Raw genomic sequence first — 16,948 nt, 5'->3', positions numbered from 1 at the left:
TTTAATACTATCGCTTATGAAAAGAAGAATTATAATACTTATACTGCTGGCGATGCAAATAGTTTATTCGCAGACTAAGAACAAAACCGCCGATGCCCTGTTTGATAAAATGTATTATATCGAGGTCGCCAAATCGTATGAATTGTCGGTAAAAAATGGAGATGCTTCTAAAGAGACACTGCGCCGCCTTGGAGATGCGCATTATTTTAATACACAGATGCAGAGAGCAAGTGAATGGTACAAAAAATTACTTGAAGAATATCCAGATGAAGTTTCGGCAGAATATTATTTTCGTTATGCACAATCCCTGCAGGGAATTCAGAATTATGAACTGGCAAAAAAATGGATGAAAAGCTTTTCAGAAAAACAAAAATCTACGGATTCAAGAGCTGAAAACTTCTCGCTTAAAACGGTAACTATTGAAGATATAAAAAAAATAAAACCACAATTTTTACTTGAAAATCTCGATATCAATTCAGCTTATTCAGATTTTGGACCAATGTTTTACAAAGGCGATTTAGTCTATTCTACAACAATTGATTCTTCTTATTTAAAAACAGCAAAATACGGATGGAACGATCAGCCGTACCTGAACATGCAACAGCGGAAAAATAAGTCCGGCACAAAGCAATGTTACTTTTAAAGAACGTTTTGGAAAAGAAATTACTACCCAGTATCATGAAGCCTGCGTTGCCTTTTCACCAGATGAAAACACCATTTATTTTACCCGAAATAATTATAACGGAAAACTTAAAAGAGACAGCAAAGGGGTTAATAATTTAAAGATTTATTCGGCAAAAGCTGTAGAAAATAATGGAACCGTTCGTTGGGAAAACATTCAGGAACTTCCTTTTAACAGTGACAATTATTCCGTTGGGCGACCTTCTGTGAGCGAAGACGGGAAAAAACTCTATTTTGTTTCAGACATGCCCGGGACAATTGGCTCAACCGATATTTTTGTTGTTGATATTCTAGGTGAAGATCAATATTCCAATCCGAAGAATTTAGGAGAAAAAATCAATACAAGCGGACGTGAAATGTTTCCGTATATAACCGATAAAGCTCTTTATTTTGCCTCTGACGGAATTTTGGGACTTGGCGGACTTGATGTTTTTGAAAGCAGATTAAATGACGGAATCTTTGATTCTCCAAATAACCTGGGCGCTCCTTTAAACAGCAGTATGGACGATTTTGGCTATATCGTAAATGAGCAGACCAATAAAGGCTTTGTCTGTTCCAACCGAAAAACGGGCAAAGGTGACGATGATATTTATTCTTTTGAGAGAATCTGTACACAATCTATTGAAGGTTATATTTTTGATGCCATTTCTAATGCTAAAATTCCCGGAGCTATTGTCGCGCTTAAGAGTAACAATCAGAAAATAGAAGAAACCGTTTCAAAAATGGATGGGAAATTTGAATTTACCGAAAATATTCTTTGTGGCACTCCTTACACTATAGAAGCTTCAAAAGAAAATTTTACTCCAAGTTCAAAAGCTATTAGTACGTCCGAAAATTCCGGAATATCCGAAGTTCCTATTGGGCTTGACCCGGCTCTTGTAGAGCGCAGAGATGGCATTTTAAAGATCAAAATCGGCATTATATTCTTTGATCTGGACAAGTCTGATATTCGTTACGATGCCGCAATTGAATTGAACAAAGTAGTCTTATTAATGACGCAGTATAGCGACGTGGTCATTAAAATCGAATCTCATACCGATTCCAGAGCCGATGACCAATACAATCTTGAACTCTCAGACCGAAGAGCCAAAGCAACCAGAGATTATATTATTTCGCAGGGAATCGCACCCGAGAGAATAGAAAGCGCCATTGGTTACGGAGAAACGCAGCTCGATTAACAATTGCTCCAACGGTATTCCCTGTACTGATGCTCAACATCAAATGAACAGACGCAGTGAATTTATCATTACAAAAATGTGATGGAGTGGATAACTTTTTTGTCGCAAAAATTTAAGGCAGTTTTTTAAAGATATTATACCTGTTAGAAGTTTTGTGGCAGAATCATGGCACATGTAATATTTCAAAATAGAAATCACATAAAATTGATGGATACCGAAGTTAGGTTCGAATCTGCAGCTTTCCGTCGATAAATTTTAATTATAAAATTCACTTTGAAAATATCCAAAAAAGGGCACTATTTACCATTTTTTATACTGCGTTAAGTCAGACTCTGTAAAGATGTCGTCAGGGATTCCCACCAGAGGATCCATCCAGTTGATCTTTTTCTCAGCCCACACTATCCATTGCCGGATCTTCTCATCCAGTGGATCGGCCTGTTTTTGAACCGCCTCTACATAGTTGCGCAGTCTGGTAACTTCATCAAACCGCTCAGCAGTCTCTAACAAAGCTTTGAAATCCTGCACTTCTTTTTGTTTTCTTTCGGCGTAACTCTTGCAATAGCTTCCTGCTTTTCACGTTCGATCTGGCGCGACCTGCTCTCTTCCTGCCACTTCTTTTCTTGCTCTGCCATCAGCTCCAGCTTTGCCAAAATCCTTGCCAGCAGTCCCTCTATTGGTGTACTTCCGTCACGCCATTCTTTCTGTTCGGAATACTTTCCCACCTGAAAAATAAAGATGCCTGTTGGCACGAGATCTGTGCCGTAACCGGACTTTGAAGGTACACGTTTGCCTGCTTCACGAAGATAGACCTCAATTTCAATACCATCCACCAGTGCCACCGTATAACCATACTGGTTCTTTCTGAATTCATGACCGCGGTACTCCAGCAATTTGATAAACCCATCCATAAAGCGCAGTGCTCGGGGCTTAAGCTCATCAGCCACATGCAATGAGATTCCTTGCATATCGGGCTCCCAGTATCTTTTGCTTTTATCGCGTTTGTCCCAGCTGTCTTTGGTAATCTCTATGAGCCTGTGAGGTTTTATGAGTCGCTCCCCGACGGTAAGGGGAGCCTTCGGGTCTTTTTCGATTTCTCTGGTACGGAGTACTATGGGCGAGGGCACTGGCGGGGGCACATTAGTTTCGTATTTCTTTTTAAGTATCTCTATCGATTCGGGTCCCTCATAAGACTCTGAAAGTTTAGCAACCCAACTATAACCATGTTTTAACTGTACCCAATAACTTGCATGTGGCAGTGGAACTTTAAGCGTCGCACAGGCCTGTCGAATACCATAACTAGAAAGACCATACAAATGGCTAATTTGTCCGAGGTTTTTTTTTCCAGACAAGATCGTATAATTCCGCCCGTGTAAAAGTGACTGTTTTCATGGTACTCCGCTTTAGAGATCTATAAACGTGACAACATTAATGGATAGTATAATATAAAAAGAAAAACTTATGACGCATCAGAACAAGTATTTATATGGATATTTTTTTCAATCCCTTTATATAAATTACCCTACTAAATTGAATTAAAAAGTTGCAATTTAAATTAACCCAAAAAAACTAAACTATTCCAAGTGTTCTTTTAAATAATATTATTTAGATCGCGACGGTCTAGTGATCACACTGTAATAATCAAATCGCTGTAATAATTTACACGAACTATCCTATTCGTTTTCAATATGCGTCTGCATAATGTAAAACTTCTTTTAAATTTTATAAATAGAAGTCAAATATTGCAACTATTTTAATTGACTTAAAATCATTTAATTAATTATTATTGCCAAACCATTTCATTGCCTTTATTCAAGTGAACTTATAACGTGTAGTTTTACTTACTCGTGCTTGTAAAGATTGTCGAAACAATGACCAATTGGTAGTACACAATTAATTTTCTTCAATAATACATAATAACTTTTATAAACCCAATAAAACAAAAATTATGGATCAGAAATTTAAAAATTGTATTGAGGCCTGTCTGGCTTGCGGTATAGCATGTAATAAATGCGCAACGGAATGTCTGAATGAAGACGATATAAAAATGCTTGCAAGATGCATACAGCTCGACAGGCAATGTTCGGTGATATGTTTTGCCGCGCAAACCTTATGAGTATTGGGGGCGAGCATGCCTCCCACTTATGTGCTGAATGCGCAGAAATATGCAGAGCCTGCGCCGAGGAATGTGAAAAACATGGCGCAATGGGCATGGATCACTGCAAGGAATGCGCGGAAGCCTGCCGTAAATGCGCGGAAGCTTGTGAGGCAATGGCAAGTTAATGCTATAAACTAATTAAACAAAAAACCGCACAGCAGTGCGGTTTTTGTTTATGAATACCAAGACTTACCTCAGCAAATATTTGTTCTGTTTATTGCAATTAGAATTTCATTTTCTGAATCCGTACTGCATTAAGTATAGCGAGCAAGGCAACGCCGACATCTGCAAAGACAGCCTCCCACATTGTGGCAAGTCCACCCGCTCCCAGAATAAGGACAATTGCCTTGACAGCAAATGCAAGTATGATATTCTGCCAGACAATTTTCCGGGTCTGTTTTCCTATATTGATAGCCATTGGGATTTTGCTTGGCCTGTCATCCTGAATGACCACGTCGGCAGTTTCAATTGTGGCATCGCTTCCCAAACCGCCCATTGCAATACCAACAGTACTTAAGGCTACAACAGGTGCGTCGTTTACACCATCACCGACAAAAGCAACTGACTCATTTTTGGCTTTAATTTCATTTACCTTATTTACTTTATCCTCAGGAAGCAAATCTCCGAAGGCATTTACTATGCCAAGCTTATCGGCCACAAATTGAACAACATTGGATTTATCCCCGCTTAGCATGGTGGTTTTAACACCCATTGCTTTTAGCCTGTCAACAGTCAGCTGCGCATCTTCTTTTATGGTATCAGCAATGGTTAGATAACCGGCAAACTTTTTATCGTAAGCTATGGCAATCAACGTATAGACAATAGAGTTCGGATCAATATCATATTGGATACCGAATTTATCCATCAGCTTAAAATTACCTACATGAAGTTCCTTTCCATTAATCTCAGCCCTTAATCCATGTCCTGAAATCTCTTCCACCTTCTCAAGTACTATCGAGGGATCAATTTCACCCACGTGATCATGGATGGCGGTTGCTACGGGATGCGTACTCTGGCCTTCGAGTGCATTGACCATTTTAAGGATTTCGTCTTTATTAAGCTGGTCGGAAATCACCACATCCTGAACTTTAAAGACACCTTCTGTCATGGTTCCAGTTTTGTCCATTACCACATTCTGGATATTGGCAATACTGTCCAGAAAATTACTTCCCTTGAATAATATTCCGTTTTTGCTTTCCGCTCCAATTCCGCCGAAGTAACCAAGGGGTATACTGATTACCAGCGCGCAAGGGCATGATATTACCAGAAAAACCAAAGCCCTGTAAAGCCAGTCGTTAAAATCATAATTTTCAACAAAAAAATAAGGCACAAAGCAAATACCAACGGCAAGGAAAACAACTATTGGGGTGTAGATTTTTGCGAACTTTCTAATAAAGAGTTCCGTTGGGGCTTTCTGCGTTGTGGCATTCTGCACCATTTCCAGTATTTTGGAAAGCTTGCTGTCATTATAGGCTGTAGTTACTTTTACCTGCGCGATGGTGTTTCCGTTGATCATCCCGGCAAGAACAGTTTCGCCCTTTACCTTGGTATCGGGTTTGCTTTCACCGGTAAGGGCGCCGGTATTAAAGGAAGCTGTATCGGACAGCAATTCCCCATCCAGCCCGAGTTTCTCGCCTGATTTGAGCTGTATTACAGCACCTATGACAACATCTGTCGCTTTTACTGTCTGTACAACGTTATCCTTTATGATATTTACTTCGTCGGGACGCTGGTCCAGCAGGCTTTTAATATTGGATTTCGCACGGCTGACAGCCAAAGTCTGAAATACCTCCCCAATGGTATAAAAAAGCATAACAGCCACACCTTCCGGATACTCGCCAATGGCAAAAGCCCCGATTGTGGCAATACACATCAGTAAAAATTCAGAAAAGACCTCTCCTTTGGTGATGCTTTCAAATGCCTCTTTCAAAACCGGAATTCCCACAGGAAGATAAGCCGCTATATACCATCCTAAACGGACATAGCTGGTAAACCAGTTTTGCGGTATATAATTATCAAACCCCATCCCGATAATGAGCAATATAAAGGAAATAATGGCCGGCAGGAACATTTTAAATGTACTTTGATCAGCATTATGGTCGTGGTCATGTCCATCATCATCAGCATGGATGTTCTTATCCACCAAAGAGCGACGATCCGTCGCTTTTATCTGTTTTTGCATTAATTTTTTCTTCCAATGTACAACAAAGCTGTTTGCCGTTTGCATCGTATTTGTGCTGATGTGCCATATTGCTATTTACTTCAAATTTTTAATTAGGGAATCTATATCTAATATTCATGTTCCCAACACCTTTTATAATTAAATAAAAGGTAAAATGCCCTTTTAATAATTATTTTGGCATTAGAGGGTATCTGATTAGCAAGTTTTAACTTCAAAACTTTAAATTAGTCTTAATTAAAGAAACTTACAATAAAAATAATGCAATTGTTCAATATTATAGTAAATTTGTAACGTGAAAATCTGGGTAACATTATTGTCGATCGTTGTACTGTTTCTTTCAACAGTACCTTGTTCTGCATTTTCCAAACATTCAGAATGTAATGTTGAGAAAAATTGCAAAAACGACTCGCATGATTGTGAGTGTAATGGAAAATGTTCTCCTTTTTATTCGTGCGGAACCTGTATTGGTTTTACAATTACACAAACTTCTGTAGTAATTTCAGAAAAAAAAGAATTTGCAACAAATGAAATGCTAAGACCTATCTTCTACGATAAGTTTGTTAATTCCTCTTTCACTTGTAAAATTTGGCGACCTTCCTAAAATATCTTAATATTTACAATAGTTATACCTTCATGATTTGAGAATCATGAATCTATTTATGTATTAATATTAAGAAATAATAAATGTTTAGACATATTATATTGATTGTGGCAATAGTAACTTTTGGCACAGCACAAGCACAAAACACAGTTAAATTCCTCCTTAAAAATACCGAAACAAATGAGACAATATCGGGAGTAACTGTCAGTATTGGGCAAACTAATCTATCATCTGTTTCAAACGCGGAAGGATTGGTTATTTTTGAAAATCTTCAGCAAGGAGTTTATAATGTTTCTTTTTCTATGGAAGGTTATAAATCACAAATTGTATCGGTTACAATACCCTTTAAAAGCGAACTCTTAGAAATTTCATTAGAGAGCGAGGCCGAAGAGATGGATGAAATTATAGTCACTTCAACCAGGGGTACACGAACTATAAGCAATATTCCAACCCGAGTTGAATTTATTGCCGGAGAGGAACTGGAGGAAAAAGCCAATATGAAACCAGGGGATATCAGAATGATGCTTAATGAAAGTACCGGTATACAAACCCAGCAAACCTCTGCAACTTCGGGAAATTCCTCTATCAGAATTCAGGGATTAGATGGAAGGTACACTCAAATATTAAAAGATGGTTTCCCTGTTTATTCCGGAGCTTCGAGTGGCCTTGGCTTACTTCAGACACCTCCACTGGACTTAAAGCAGGTCGAGATAATCAAAGGATCCGCCTCTACACTTTATGGAGGTGGCGCAATTGCAGGTTTGGTTAACCTAATTTCCAAAACACCGACCCAGGAAAGAGAACTTCGATTTTTATTAAATGGAACTTCTGCCCTTGGTTTGAATTTCAATGGGTTTTATTCACAGCGATTCAATAAAATTGGATTGACCGTTTTTGCCTCACATGATCGCAATGCTCCTTATGATCCTGCCGATATCCAGCTTACGGCTATTCCAAAGTTTGAGCGCTTTAATTTCAACCCGAAATTATTTCTTTATTTTAATGAAAAAACAAATCTTAATTTTGGCATAAATACCGTTTTCGAAAACCGTATTGGCGGAAACATAGATTACATAAAAGACCAGAGCAATTTCCCAGACAGTTATTTTGAAAAAAATAAAACACAGCGTATCAGCACCCAATTTACACTTACACATAAACTAAGTGAAAAGCAATCACTGACATTCAAAAATAGTTTTAATAATTTTAGCCGTGTCATCACGATTCCTGATTATACTTTTGATGGCCTTCAGAATAGTACTTTTTCAGAAATTACCTATTTGTTTAATGGCGAGAAGTCCCAGTGGGTCGCGGGAGCCAATTTATATACTGATAAATTTACAGAAAACAGTGCTACCGCTTTTCCCCTTAGAGATTATAGTCAGATAACACATGGGGCTTTTGTTCAAAATACTGTAAAAGCAAAAGAATGGCTGGACATTGAAACTGGTCTTAGAGGTGATTATGTTATTGATTACGGGTTTTCGCTTTTGCCTAGAATTTCTGCTTTATTTAAAATCACTCCTAAACTTACCTCAAGACTTGGCGGTGGATTGGGTTATAAGACACCAACTATATTTACCGAGGAAAGCGAGCGTATACAGTACCAAAATGTATTGCCTATCAACAGTGATTTTAACAAACTTGAAAAAAGCTATGGCGTTAATTTTGATATAAATTACAAAACCAATATTGCTGAAGATCTATCTTTATCAATCAATCAGTTATTCTTTTATACCAATGTAGATAATCCCTTGATCCTAACTTCGCTTCCTGACAATATTTTTCAGTTTGTAAATGTCAATGGTTACTTAGATACAAAGGGCACTGAAACAAATCTAAAATTAGGCTATAAAGATTTCAAGCTATTTCTGGGCTATACCTACACAGATGCATCAATAGACAATAATGGAATTAAATCTGAAAATCCTTTGACTGCCAAACATCGATTGAACAATGTTTTGATGTATGAAGTAGAAGATAAATGGAAAGCTGGTTTGGAGGCTTACTATTACAGTCCTCAAAAATTAAATGATGGGACAACTGGAAGAGAATACTGGATTTTTGGTTTTATGGTCGAAAAATTATGGGAGAATTTTTCTGTTTTTGCTAATTTTGAAAACTTTACCGACACCAGACAAACCAAATTTGGAAGTATTTATACTGGCCCAATTTCAAATCCTGTCTTTAAGGATATTTATGCCCCTCTTGATGGATTTGTAATTAATGCTGGTTTAAAAATTAAGCTATAGCGTTATGAAAAAAAGCACCTATAACATTAAAAAGATGGATTGCCCTAGTGAAGAGCAGACTTATCAGAATGAAGCTTAGCAGTATAAATCAAATAGAACGTCTGGATTTTGATATTCCAAACAGGAAATTAAGCATTTATCATTCAGATGACCCCAGCAGTATCACAAGGGCCATTGACAGTCTTAATTTCGACAGCACTTTATTGACCACTGAAAAAACATTGGATATTTTAAATCCAGAAGATGAGTCCGGGCAAAGAAAATTGTTATGGCAGGTTTTGATTATAAATCTCTCATTCTTTCTTATAGAAATTATCACCGGATTTATTTCCAATTCTATGGGATTAGTAGCCGATAGTCTGGATATGCTGGCTGACAGTATTGTATATGGTTTGGCACTAATAGCAGTTGGAAGCACCGTATCAAGGAAAGTAGGCGTTGCTCAGATAAGTGGATACTTCCAAATTGTCTTGGCGATTTTAGGTCTTATTGAGGTCATACGAAGATATCTACAGCAAGAAAATATCCCAAATTTCCAAACCATGATCGTAGTTTCCCTGTTTGCACTGTTGGGTAATTCACTTTGCCTTTATTTACTTCAAAAATCAAAAAGCAAGGAGGCCCATATGGAAGCAAGCATGATTTTTACTTCCAACGATGTTATCATTAATATTGGGGTAGTAATTGCCGGTATTTTGGTTCACTATACCAACTCCATGATACCTGACCTGTTAATTGGCATTTGTGTTTTTGCGATAGTTGGCAGAGGCGCTTTTAAAATATTAAAACTGAAATAATACTATTTGCCAGACGATATTAAGCGGTTTGCTCGCTTTTATGAATTTAAATAGTTCCGCCTGGCTCCTGCCACAAAAGTTCAATAAGCCTTTAAATATTGATATTTAAAGGCTTATCTATTTAATTATCTAAAAAAATAGTAAAAATATTTTAATTATAAATTTTATATCGTAATATTGCAATATAAATATAAAACAATGGGAGCTACAAAAACAGATCATTTTACAGACAATCAAAACCAGCTTGCGATTTTGGCTAAAGCATTAGGGCATCCTGCCCGAATTGCAATTATGGAATACCTGCTAAAAGTAGATACCTGTATCTGCGGAGATATAGTTAACGAACTACCTCTATCACAGCCCACGGTATCACAACACCTTAAGGAACTCAAAAATGCGGGCCTTATAAAAGGAAGCATTGAGGGTAACTCTATTTGCTACTGTATTAATGAGCCTGGACTGGAAAAAATAAAAGGATTTTTCGAACACATTAGTGCTCATTTAGAAAAAAAGAGAAACGAGTGTCGCTAAATTAAGTACTATGGAAATCAGAAAACTATTGGATACCGATTGGCCCCGCGTCCAATTAATCTACGAGAAAGGCATCAATACCGGCAATGCCACTTTTCAGACAAGCGCACCTTCATGGGAAGACTGGAACGCATCACATCTTACCACATGCAGGATTGTTGCCCAAAGTAATGACCAGATCATAGGCTGGGCGGCCCTTACACCTGTTTCCTCACGTTGCGTTTATGTGGGCGTAGCTGAAGTAAGCGTTTATGTTGATCCCCAGCATTCCGGCAAAGGAATTGGTATTGCGCTTTTGGAAGAGTTGGTTCATTTGAGCGAAGCTGAAGGTATATGGACACTTCAGGCCGGTATATTTCCGGAAAACATCGCCAGCCTGCGTATCCATGAAAAAGCCGGATTCAGGATTTTAGGTATTCGCGAGAAAATCGGGAAGCAAAATGGGCTATGGAGAGACACTGTCCTTCTGGAAAGAAGAAGTACACTGATCAAATAATAGTATTAGAAGTGCATCAAAAGAGATTAATTTAATCATAGTTATTTCTTTCAAATAAAATTATAAATTTTAAAAACATACATTATGAAACTTTCACAAATTAAAGAGGTACTAAAAACAGTAGAGGCTGTAAATTTTGAATTGCCAAACGGAAATTTTGTTCCGGAATATTTCCATGTAACAGAAGTGGGCCTGATCACTAAAAACTTCATCGACTGTGGCGGGACAGTAAGAAAAGAAACGGTTGTAAACTTTCAGCTTTGGGATGCCAATGATTATGAGCATAGGCTAAAACCACAAAAACTGGTTCATATCATTGAACTTTCAGAAAAAGTATTAGGGATTGAAGATTACGAAATTGAAGTGGAATATCAGGACACCACAATTGGTAAGTATGACCTTGATTTTAACGGCAAAAACTTTGTGCTGTTAAATAAGCAAACTGCCTGTCTGGCCCAGGACCAGTGCGGAATCCCATCCGATAAATCGAAAGTAAAATTATCTGAGCTAAGCGCTGATAGTACTAGTTCATGTGCTCCCGGTTCAGGCTGTTGCTAATCTGTAATTAACAATAAAGAATCTATTATAAATACCAGACAAAAACTATGTTATTTACTGAAATAAAAAATACCATCAGCGCATTTGATTTTAACCAGATTTCAGAAGAGCGCAAAACTATCCTGCGACCACTCGTGGATTATATCCAAAACAAAGTGGACAGCAAACTGCCGATTCGGCTTAACCTGATCTGTACACATAATTCCAGAAGAAGCCATTTGTCTCAGATTTGGGCGCAGACTGCTGCCGCGAATTTAAATGTACAGAATGTTTCCTGCTATTCGGGAGGAACAGAAGCTACTGCCCTTTTTCCAATGGTGGCCGAAACTTTAAAGCATTCCGGATTTAAAATTAAAACTATTTCGGAAGGTCAAAATCCGGTTTATTCCATAAAGTTTGCATCGAATGAACTACCGGTTATCGGCTTCTCTAAAACGTATGATGATGATTTCAATCCTGAAAGCGAATTTGTTGCGATCATGACCTGCTCACAAGCTGACGGCGGCTGTCCTTTTATAGCCGGCGCCGAAAAACGTGTGCCAATTACTTTTGAAGATCCAAAGGTTTCAGACGGCACACCCGCGCAAAAAGAAGTTTATCTGGAGCGAAGCCTTCAGATTGGAACTGAAATGTTTTATGTATTCTCTCAAATCAAACAATAAAGATGTCAGCAAATAACTGTGCGCCTGCCCAGGGGCGCAAACAATTAGGTTTCCTGGACAGGTTTTTAACCCTTTGGATTTTCCTGGCTATGGCACTAGGGGTTGCCATAGGATATTTCATTCCATCGAGCGGTAATTTTATCAACTCTTTTTCAAGCGGAACAACCAATATCCCTTTGGCAATTGGGCTGATTCTGATGATGTATCCGCCCCTGGCAAAAGTAAAATACGAACAGATGGGGCAGGTTTTTAGAAACACTAAAATTCTTGGCGCTTCGCTGTTTCTGAACTGGATTGTTGGCCCAATTTTAATGTTTTTACTGGCCCTGCTTTTTTTAAGCGGCTATCCCGAGTACATGATCGGTGTCATTCTGATTGGTTTGGCACGATGTATTGCCATGGTTGTGGTTTGGAATGACCTGGCAGATGGAAACAGGGAATATGCTTGCGGGCCTTATCGCCCTTAACAGCATTTTTCAGGTATTGCTTTACAGTGTATATGCCTATATTTTCATAACGGTACTTCCTCCCTACTTTGGTTATAACGGATTTGAAGTCAACATCAGTATTGGCCAGATCGCCGAGAGTGTAGGTATCTATTTGGGAATTCCTTTCGCTCTTGGAATCATCAGCCGTTATGCCCTTATTGCACTAAAAGGCTCAGAGTGGTTTGAAACTAAATATGTACCTTTTATTTCTCCCATTACACTTATATCACTGCTTTTTACCATCATCGTGATGTTCAGCCTTAAAGGCGAGCTGATTGTTCAGATTCCTATGGATGTTGTTCGTATCGCAGTTCCACTGGTCATATACTTTACTATCATGTTTCTGAGTAGCTTTTTTGTTGGAAAATATTTTGGCGCCGACTATTCAAAAGCAACAGCAATAGCTTTTACGGCCACAGGAAACAATTTCGAACTTGCAATTGCAGTGGCTATTGGTGTGTTTGGCATTAACAGCGGTCAGGCATTTGCCGGAGTTATTGGGCCACTAGTAGAAGTGCCGGCACTGATCGCCCTGGTTAATGTTGCGTTCTGGTTCAGAAAGAAGTATTATTCGAAATCAGTAACGGGCTTATAATTATTATAACTGTTTTTATATGAGAATTGCAATACTATCAGATATCCATGCCAATTTTCCGGCACTGGAACAAACCTTAAAAAGCATAGAAAAACAGAATATTGATGCCGTTTACTGTCTGGGAGACCTGGTTGGCTATAATATTTGCCCAAATGCCGTGATCAATGAAATCCGAAAAAGACATATTCCAACCCTGGCCGGAAACCATGATGTTAAAGCTGTCGATATACACCGTGATGGCTCCAGCGATGCAGAGAGTTATGCCTATCAAATTGTGGGAAAAGAGCAGATCAAATACCTTTCTGCTCTGCCTGCCCATATTAAACTGGAATTTCAGGCGGCTGAAAAACTCATCAGGATTTTAATGGTGCACGGGAGTCCCTATAGCAATACTGAATATTTGCTTGAGGATAAAAAAGAAGAAGATTTCACGGATGTTTTTCTTGATTGCAATGCGGATGTTATTATCTGCGGTCATTCCCATAAACCCTATCATCGGACTTTAGAAAACCCAAATAAAAAAGGCACTTATTTCCATGCTATAAATGCAGGCTCGGTAGGCAAGCCTAAAGACGGTAATCCCAAATGCCGCTATGCTGTGATAACCATCGACAACAGCAGTAATTTCTCAAAAAAAGATGGCCTGCAGGTAAAATTTATTCGGGTTGACTATGATATAGAAAAAACGGCACAAGCCATTGAGGATAGTCCACTGCCTAATGCTTACGCACTGATGCTTCGGAAAGCATATTAGGGCTTAACAAATTAAATACCCAATAAAAAATCAGTACTATTCTAATATTAAAACCTATTTATCTTAAAATCAGCCTCCCGAAATAGATCTGTAAAAGTATTTAACTCGAAAATCACAATCAAAACCTCTAATCTCAAAAAGCTGTAACAGTTAAAAAAACATTTTTTTTATTTAAGCATTTGCTTAAATAAGCAAATTAGCTACATTTGCACAATGGACAATAATTCTTGCATACGCCAACAGGCGGATATTAAACAGATAAACCGCTGTAAAGAAAGACTATCCGAGCTAAATAGCTCCTTTGATTATTTATCAAACGGACTCGAATTAGCCGGAAATAATATTAGATTTAGAATTCTATTTCTGCTATATGAGGAAAAACGGCTTTGTGTCTGTGATATCAGTGATGTTCTCACTATGAGTATATCAGCTGTATCCCAGCATTTAAGAAAATTAAAAGACAGGAAACTTATCGAAACCGAACGAGAAGCACAAACAATCTTTTATTCATTGACAAAGGAATATGAAAAAATGTTAAAACCCTTTTTTCTAATCCTTGATGAAAATAAAATTTTAGAAATTTTATGAAAATTGACAATAAATTAATTGGAGCGGGATTCATAAGTGCTATAGTCGCTTCACTGTGTTGTATTACACCAGTATTAGCTCTTATTGCCGGAACAAGTGGACTTGCTTCTACTTTTTCCTGGCTGGAACCATTCAGGCAATATTCCATTGGCTTGACAGTTTTAGTTCTTGCATACGCTTGGTATAAAAAGTTAAAGCCTAAAAACAAATTGAGTGTAATTGTGATACAGTAGAAAAACAAAAATTCATTCATTCAAAAATCTTTCTTGGAATTGCAACAGTACTTATAGCTGGTATGCTTACATTTCCCTATTATTCGTCCATTTTTTATCCAAAGACAGATAAAGAAATAATAGTAGCGGAAAATTCAAATATCCAAAAAGCTGAATTTACAATAAAAGGCATGACTTGTCCAAGTCATGCGAGGAACATGTCAATCACGAGGTAAATAAATTGAGAGGAATAATTGATTCAAAGGTCAGTTATGAAAATGGCAAAGCTACGGTAGAGTTTGACAATACCTTATCTAATATCAATGAAATTGAAAAAGCAATTAATACAACCGGATATACTGTAATCAATATAAAATAAAAATGAAAGTGATATTAGAATCAATAATAACTTGTCCAAAATGTGGCCATAAGAAAGAAGAAATAATGCCTACAGATTCTTGTCAATATTTTTATGAATGTGAAAGCTGTAAACAAGTTCTCAAACCAAAAGAAGGCGACTGCTGTGTATACTGCGGCTATGGAAGCATTGCCTGTCCTCCTATTCAGCAGGATAAAAAATGCTCGCTAATGATTATATAAAATAAACGAATTTAAAAAAAGTAATACTATTTGGTTTTGTGGTTAAAATCATGCCACATAAAATTTGGAATGGATACCTTTTTGCAACAAAAATAAGCCGGCCATTTTTTTTAATTTTGATTGCACTGTAAAAATTCAAAAATCTTGGACTTGATATCTTTTTTGCCACAGAAAGCTAAGGCGAATTTTGTTTAAAAGGGTAGAAAAAAGTTAGAAAAAATCATATTAAATTACAAACTGTCTGACGGCAGAATAATATCTCTAACTTTTCACAAGATGAAAAATGCCAGAAAAAAATACAGCATAGAGTTTAAAATCTGGGCTATCAAGACCAGCATGGAGTATAAAAGCATACGGCTTGCAGCTGATAAGCTACAGATCAATAAAAACAGCCTGCAAGCATTGGAAAAATCTCTTCAGGGACGGAAGACTCAGCCTGCAGAAAGCAACGGGTTGGGATTCAGACAAAAAGGAAATAGCAGGACTTCGGAAGGAAATCAAAAACATCAGACTGGAACGTGATATTTTAAAAGAAGGCGCCGGACATCTGCACCAGCCAAGAAAGGCAATGTATAGGTTCATCATGGAAAATACTGGAAGATTTCCCATTGTGAAAATATGCAGAATATTCCAGATTGATCCCAGTTGTTATTACAAATGGCTGAAAGGACTTTCTACAAGCAGATCAGAACGCAGAATTTTTATTGCGTCAGAGATTTCAAGAATTTACCACTGGAGCCAAGGCAGATATGGAAGCCCGAGAATATCCAAAGAATTGGTCGCACTAGGTATTACAGTATGCCCTTCTCTGGTCAGAAAGATAATGGCCGAGCAAAGAACTCCGCTGGATTACAAAATTAAAATTTAAAAGGACCACTCTCTCCTCCTCCAAATATCCTGCGGCATGGAAAATTTATTAAATCAGGATTTTAAGGCGACCCGCCAGAACCAAGTATGGGTCTCGGACATTACCTATATCAGGACAGCAGAAGGCTGGGCATATCTAACCACAGTTATAGACTTATTTGACCGAAAAGTTATAGGATGGTCGTTAAGCAAAACCCTGAAATCTATGGACACCAGCGTCGTCGCATTTAGAAAAGCCTTACTAAACCGTCCTTTGCTTCCCTACCAGAAATTAATATTTCATTCTGACAGGGGAATCCAGTATGCCTGTAAAAATTTCACCTATTTATTATCAAAAAACAAACAGATCCTTCAAAGCATGAGCCGGAAGGGCAACTGCTACGATAATGCAGTTGCGGAGAGTTTTTTCAAAACACTTAAAACAGAATTGGTATGCCGCTATAAATACAAAAACAGAAAACAAGCCGGAAAATCAATTCATGACTATATTGAAAATTTCTATAATACCGTGCGAAGACATTCTGCTCTTGGAAATCTAACTATGGAAGAATTCCAAAATAAACACCTAATTTCTTAAAAGCAAATCCACAAGCCTTGATTTTTATTTTACTAATTATACTTGCAAAAATTAAATTAGTAGTATTGTGTTATGGAAAATGGATTTATTAAAACTAGTAAGTTACCTTCTATTAAGTTCTATTTAAAATATTGTTGATTATTTCAACTCTTTTAATGCATCTTCAAGTTTATA

General features: G+C 37.6%; 16 protein-coding genes and 3 pseudogenes. 16 read left to right on the top strand and 3 right to left on the bottom strand.

What is annotated here, in order from left to right; translation table 11 throughout:
* The first annotated feature begins 16 nt into the window (after positions 1-16).
* Positions 17-643, top strand: a complete 627-nt coding sequence (locus tag ACZZ95_RS11895) for a tetratricopeptide repeat protein (protein WP_463469186.1) — start codon at positions 17-19, stop codon at positions 641-643.
* 283 nt (positions 644-926) lie between these two features.
* A complete protein-coding gene (locus tag ACZZ95_RS11890) occupies positions 927-1,859 on the top strand; it encodes an OmpA family protein (RefSeq protein WP_463469185.1) in 933 nt (310 codons plus the stop codon).
* A gap of 300 nt (positions 1,860-2,159) precedes the next feature.
* Here the strand turns inward: ACZZ95_RS11890 and ACZZ95_RS11885 are convergent, their stop codons facing one another.
* Both ACZZ95_RS11885 and ACZZ95_RS11880 read right to left on the bottom strand, forming a co-directional pair.
* Complete coding sequence (locus tag ACZZ95_RS11885) at positions 2,160-2,384, bottom strand: hypothetical protein (protein WP_463469184.1); 225 nt, start codon at positions 2,382-2,384, stop codon at positions 2,160-2,162.
* Positions 2,360-3,208: a hypothetical protein gene (locus ACZZ95_RS11880; protein ID WP_463469183.1), complete on the bottom strand. Its 849-nt coding sequence runs from the start codon at positions 3,206-3,208 to the stop codon at positions 2,360-2,362. The genes ACZZ95_RS11885 and ACZZ95_RS11880 overlap by 25 nt, the downstream gene beginning before the upstream one ends.
* A 706-nt stretch (positions 3,209-3,914) precedes the next feature.
* On the opposite strand from ACZZ95_RS11880, the gene ACZZ95_RS11875 reads away from it, so the two are divergent.
* Positions 3,915-4,139 carry a four-helix bundle copper-binding protein gene (locus ACZZ95_RS11875; RefSeq protein ID WP_463469182.1) on the top strand — a complete coding sequence of 75 codons (225 nt, stop codon included), beginning with the start codon at positions 3,915-3,917 and terminating at the stop codon, positions 4,137-4,139.
* 98 nt (positions 4,140-4,237) lie between these two features.
* On the opposite strand, the gene ACZZ95_RS11870 is transcribed toward ACZZ95_RS11875, so the two are convergent.
* A complete protein-coding gene (locus ACZZ95_RS11870; protein ID WP_463471661.1) occupies positions 4,238-6,196 on the bottom strand; it encodes a heavy metal translocating P-type ATPase in 1,959 nt (652 codons plus the stop codon).
* A gap of 684 nt (positions 6,197-6,880) precedes the next feature.
* On the opposite strand from ACZZ95_RS11870, the gene ACZZ95_RS11865 reads away from it, so the two are divergent.
* The 13 genes and pseudogenes from ACZZ95_RS11865 to ACZZ95_RS11805 all read left to right on the top strand — a co-directional run bounded on the left by ACZZ95_RS11865 (position 6,881) and on the right by ACZZ95_RS11805 (position 16,774).
* Positions 6,881-9,049 carry a TonB-dependent receptor gene (locus tag ACZZ95_RS11865; RefSeq protein ID WP_463469181.1) on the top strand — a complete coding sequence of 723 codons (2,169 nt, stop codon included), beginning with the start codon at positions 6,881-6,883 and terminating at the stop codon, positions 9,047-9,049.
* A 4-nt stretch (positions 9,050-9,053) separates the two neighbouring features.
* Positions 9,054-9,846: pseudogene (locus ACZZ95_RS11860) on the top strand (cation efflux transmembrane domain-containing protein).
* A gap of 198 nt (positions 9,847-10,044) precedes the next feature.
* Complete coding sequence (locus ACZZ95_RS11855) at positions 10,045-10,377, top strand: ArsR/SmtB family transcription factor (protein ID WP_463469180.1); 333 nt, start codon at positions 10,045-10,047, stop codon at positions 10,375-10,377.
* 10 nt (positions 10,378-10,387) lie between these two features.
* Positions 10,388-10,873, top strand: coding sequence for a GNAT family N-acetyltransferase (locus ACZZ95_RS11850; protein ID WP_463469179.1), 486 nt, complete (start codon positions 10,388-10,390; stop codon positions 10,871-10,873).
* An 84-nt stretch (positions 10,874-10,957) separates the two neighbouring features.
* Complete coding sequence (locus ACZZ95_RS11845; protein ID WP_463469178.1) at positions 10,958-11,431, top strand: DUF6428 family protein; 474 nt, start codon at positions 10,958-10,960, stop codon at positions 11,429-11,431.
* A 47-nt stretch (positions 11,432-11,478) separates the two neighbouring features.
* Positions 11,479-12,093 (top strand): arsenate-mycothiol transferase ArsC, encoded by a 615-nt coding sequence (locus tag ACZZ95_RS11840; RefSeq protein WP_463469177.1) that lies wholly within the window; start codon positions 11,479-11,481, stop codon positions 12,091-12,093.
* 2 nt (positions 12,094-12,095) lie between these two features.
* A pseudogene (arsB, locus tag ACZZ95_RS11835) lies at positions 12,096-13,176 on the top strand (ACR3 family arsenite efflux transporter).
* A gap of 19 nt (positions 13,177-13,195) precedes the next feature.
* Positions 13,196-13,930, top strand: a complete 735-nt coding sequence (locus ACZZ95_RS11830) for a metallophosphoesterase family protein (protein WP_463469176.1) — start codon at positions 13,196-13,198, stop codon at positions 13,928-13,930.
* A gap of 213 nt (positions 13,931-14,143) precedes the next feature.
* Positions 14,144-14,518: an ArsR/SmtB family transcription factor gene (locus tag ACZZ95_RS11825; protein WP_463469175.1), complete on the top strand. Its 375-nt coding sequence runs from the start codon at positions 14,144-14,146 to the stop codon at positions 14,516-14,518.
* Positions 14,515-15,109: pseudogene (merTP, locus tag ACZZ95_RS11820) on the top strand (mercuric transport protein MerTP). Before ACZZ95_RS11825 ends, merTP begins: the two are co-directional and overlap by 4 nt.
* 2 nt (positions 15,110-15,111) lie before the next feature.
* Positions 15,112-15,330 (top strand): GDCCVxC domain-containing (seleno)protein, encoded by a 219-nt coding sequence (locus ACZZ95_RS11815; protein ID WP_463469174.1) that lies wholly within the window; start codon positions 15,112-15,114, stop codon positions 15,328-15,330.
* 358 nt (positions 15,331-15,688) lie between these two features.
* On the top strand, positions 15,689-16,198 hold the full coding sequence (locus ACZZ95_RS11810; protein WP_463469173.1) for an IS3 family transposase: 510 nt from the start codon (positions 15,689-15,691) through the stop codon (positions 16,196-16,198).
* Between the two features lie 36 nt (positions 16,199-16,234).
* A complete protein-coding gene (locus tag ACZZ95_RS11805; protein ID WP_463469172.1) occupies positions 16,235-16,774 on the top strand; it encodes an IS3 family transposase in 540 nt (179 codons plus the stop codon).
* Positions 16,775-16,948 lie beyond the last annotated feature (174 nt).

The sequence above is a fragment of the Flavobacterium sp. AC267 genome (genome assembly GCF_979258715.1).
Note: the sequence above shows the minus strand (reverse complement) of the source record. Positions and strands in the feature narration are given on the sequence as shown.

Bases quoted from the DNA above. Each gene is read 5' to 3' on its own strand.
- ACZZ95_RS11895 (WP_463469186.1), top strand. From the start codon at position 17: ATGAAAAGAAGAATTATAATACTTATACTGCTGGCGATGCAAATAGTT.
- ACZZ95_RS11890 (WP_463469185.1), top strand. From the start codon at position 927: ATGCCCGGGACAATTGGCTCAACCGATATTTTTGTTGTTGATATTCTA.
- ACZZ95_RS11875 (WP_463469182.1), top strand. From the start codon at position 3,915: ATGCATACAGCTCGACAGGCAATGTTCGGTGATATGTTTTGCCGCGCA.
- ACZZ95_RS11870 (WP_463471661.1), bottom strand. From the start codon at position 6,196: ATGCAAAAACAGATAAAAGCGACGGATCGTCGCTCTTTGGTGGATAAG.
- ACZZ95_RS11865 (WP_463469181.1), top strand. From the start codon at position 6,881: ATGTTTAGACATATTATATTGATTGTGGCAATAGTAACTTTTGGCACA.
- ACZZ95_RS11855 (WP_463469180.1), top strand. From the start codon at position 10,045: ATGGGAGCTACAAAAACAGATCATTTTACAGACAATCAAAACCAGCTT.
- ACZZ95_RS11850 (WP_463469179.1), top strand. From the start codon at position 10,388: ATGGAAATCAGAAAACTATTGGATACCGATTGGCCCCGCGTCCAATTA.
- ACZZ95_RS11845 (WP_463469178.1), top strand. From the start codon at position 10,958: ATGAAACTTTCACAAATTAAAGAGGTACTAAAAACAGTAGAGGCTGTA.
- ACZZ95_RS11840 (WP_463469177.1), top strand. From the start codon at position 11,479: ATGTTATTTACTGAAATAAAAAATACCATCAGCGCATTTGATTTTAAC.
- ACZZ95_RS11830 (WP_463469176.1), top strand. From the start codon at position 13,196: ATGAGAATTGCAATACTATCAGATATCCATGCCAATTTTCCGGCACTG.
- ACZZ95_RS11825 (WP_463469175.1), top strand. From the start codon at position 14,144: ATGGACAATAATTCTTGCATACGCCAACAGGCGGATATTAAACAGATA.
- ACZZ95_RS11815 (WP_463469174.1), top strand. From the start codon at position 15,112: ATGAAAGTGATATTAGAATCAATAATAACTTGTCCAAAATGTGGCCAT.
- ACZZ95_RS11805 (WP_463469172.1), top strand. From the start codon at position 16,235: ATGGAAAATTTATTAAATCAGGATTTTAAGGCGACCCGCCAGAACCAA.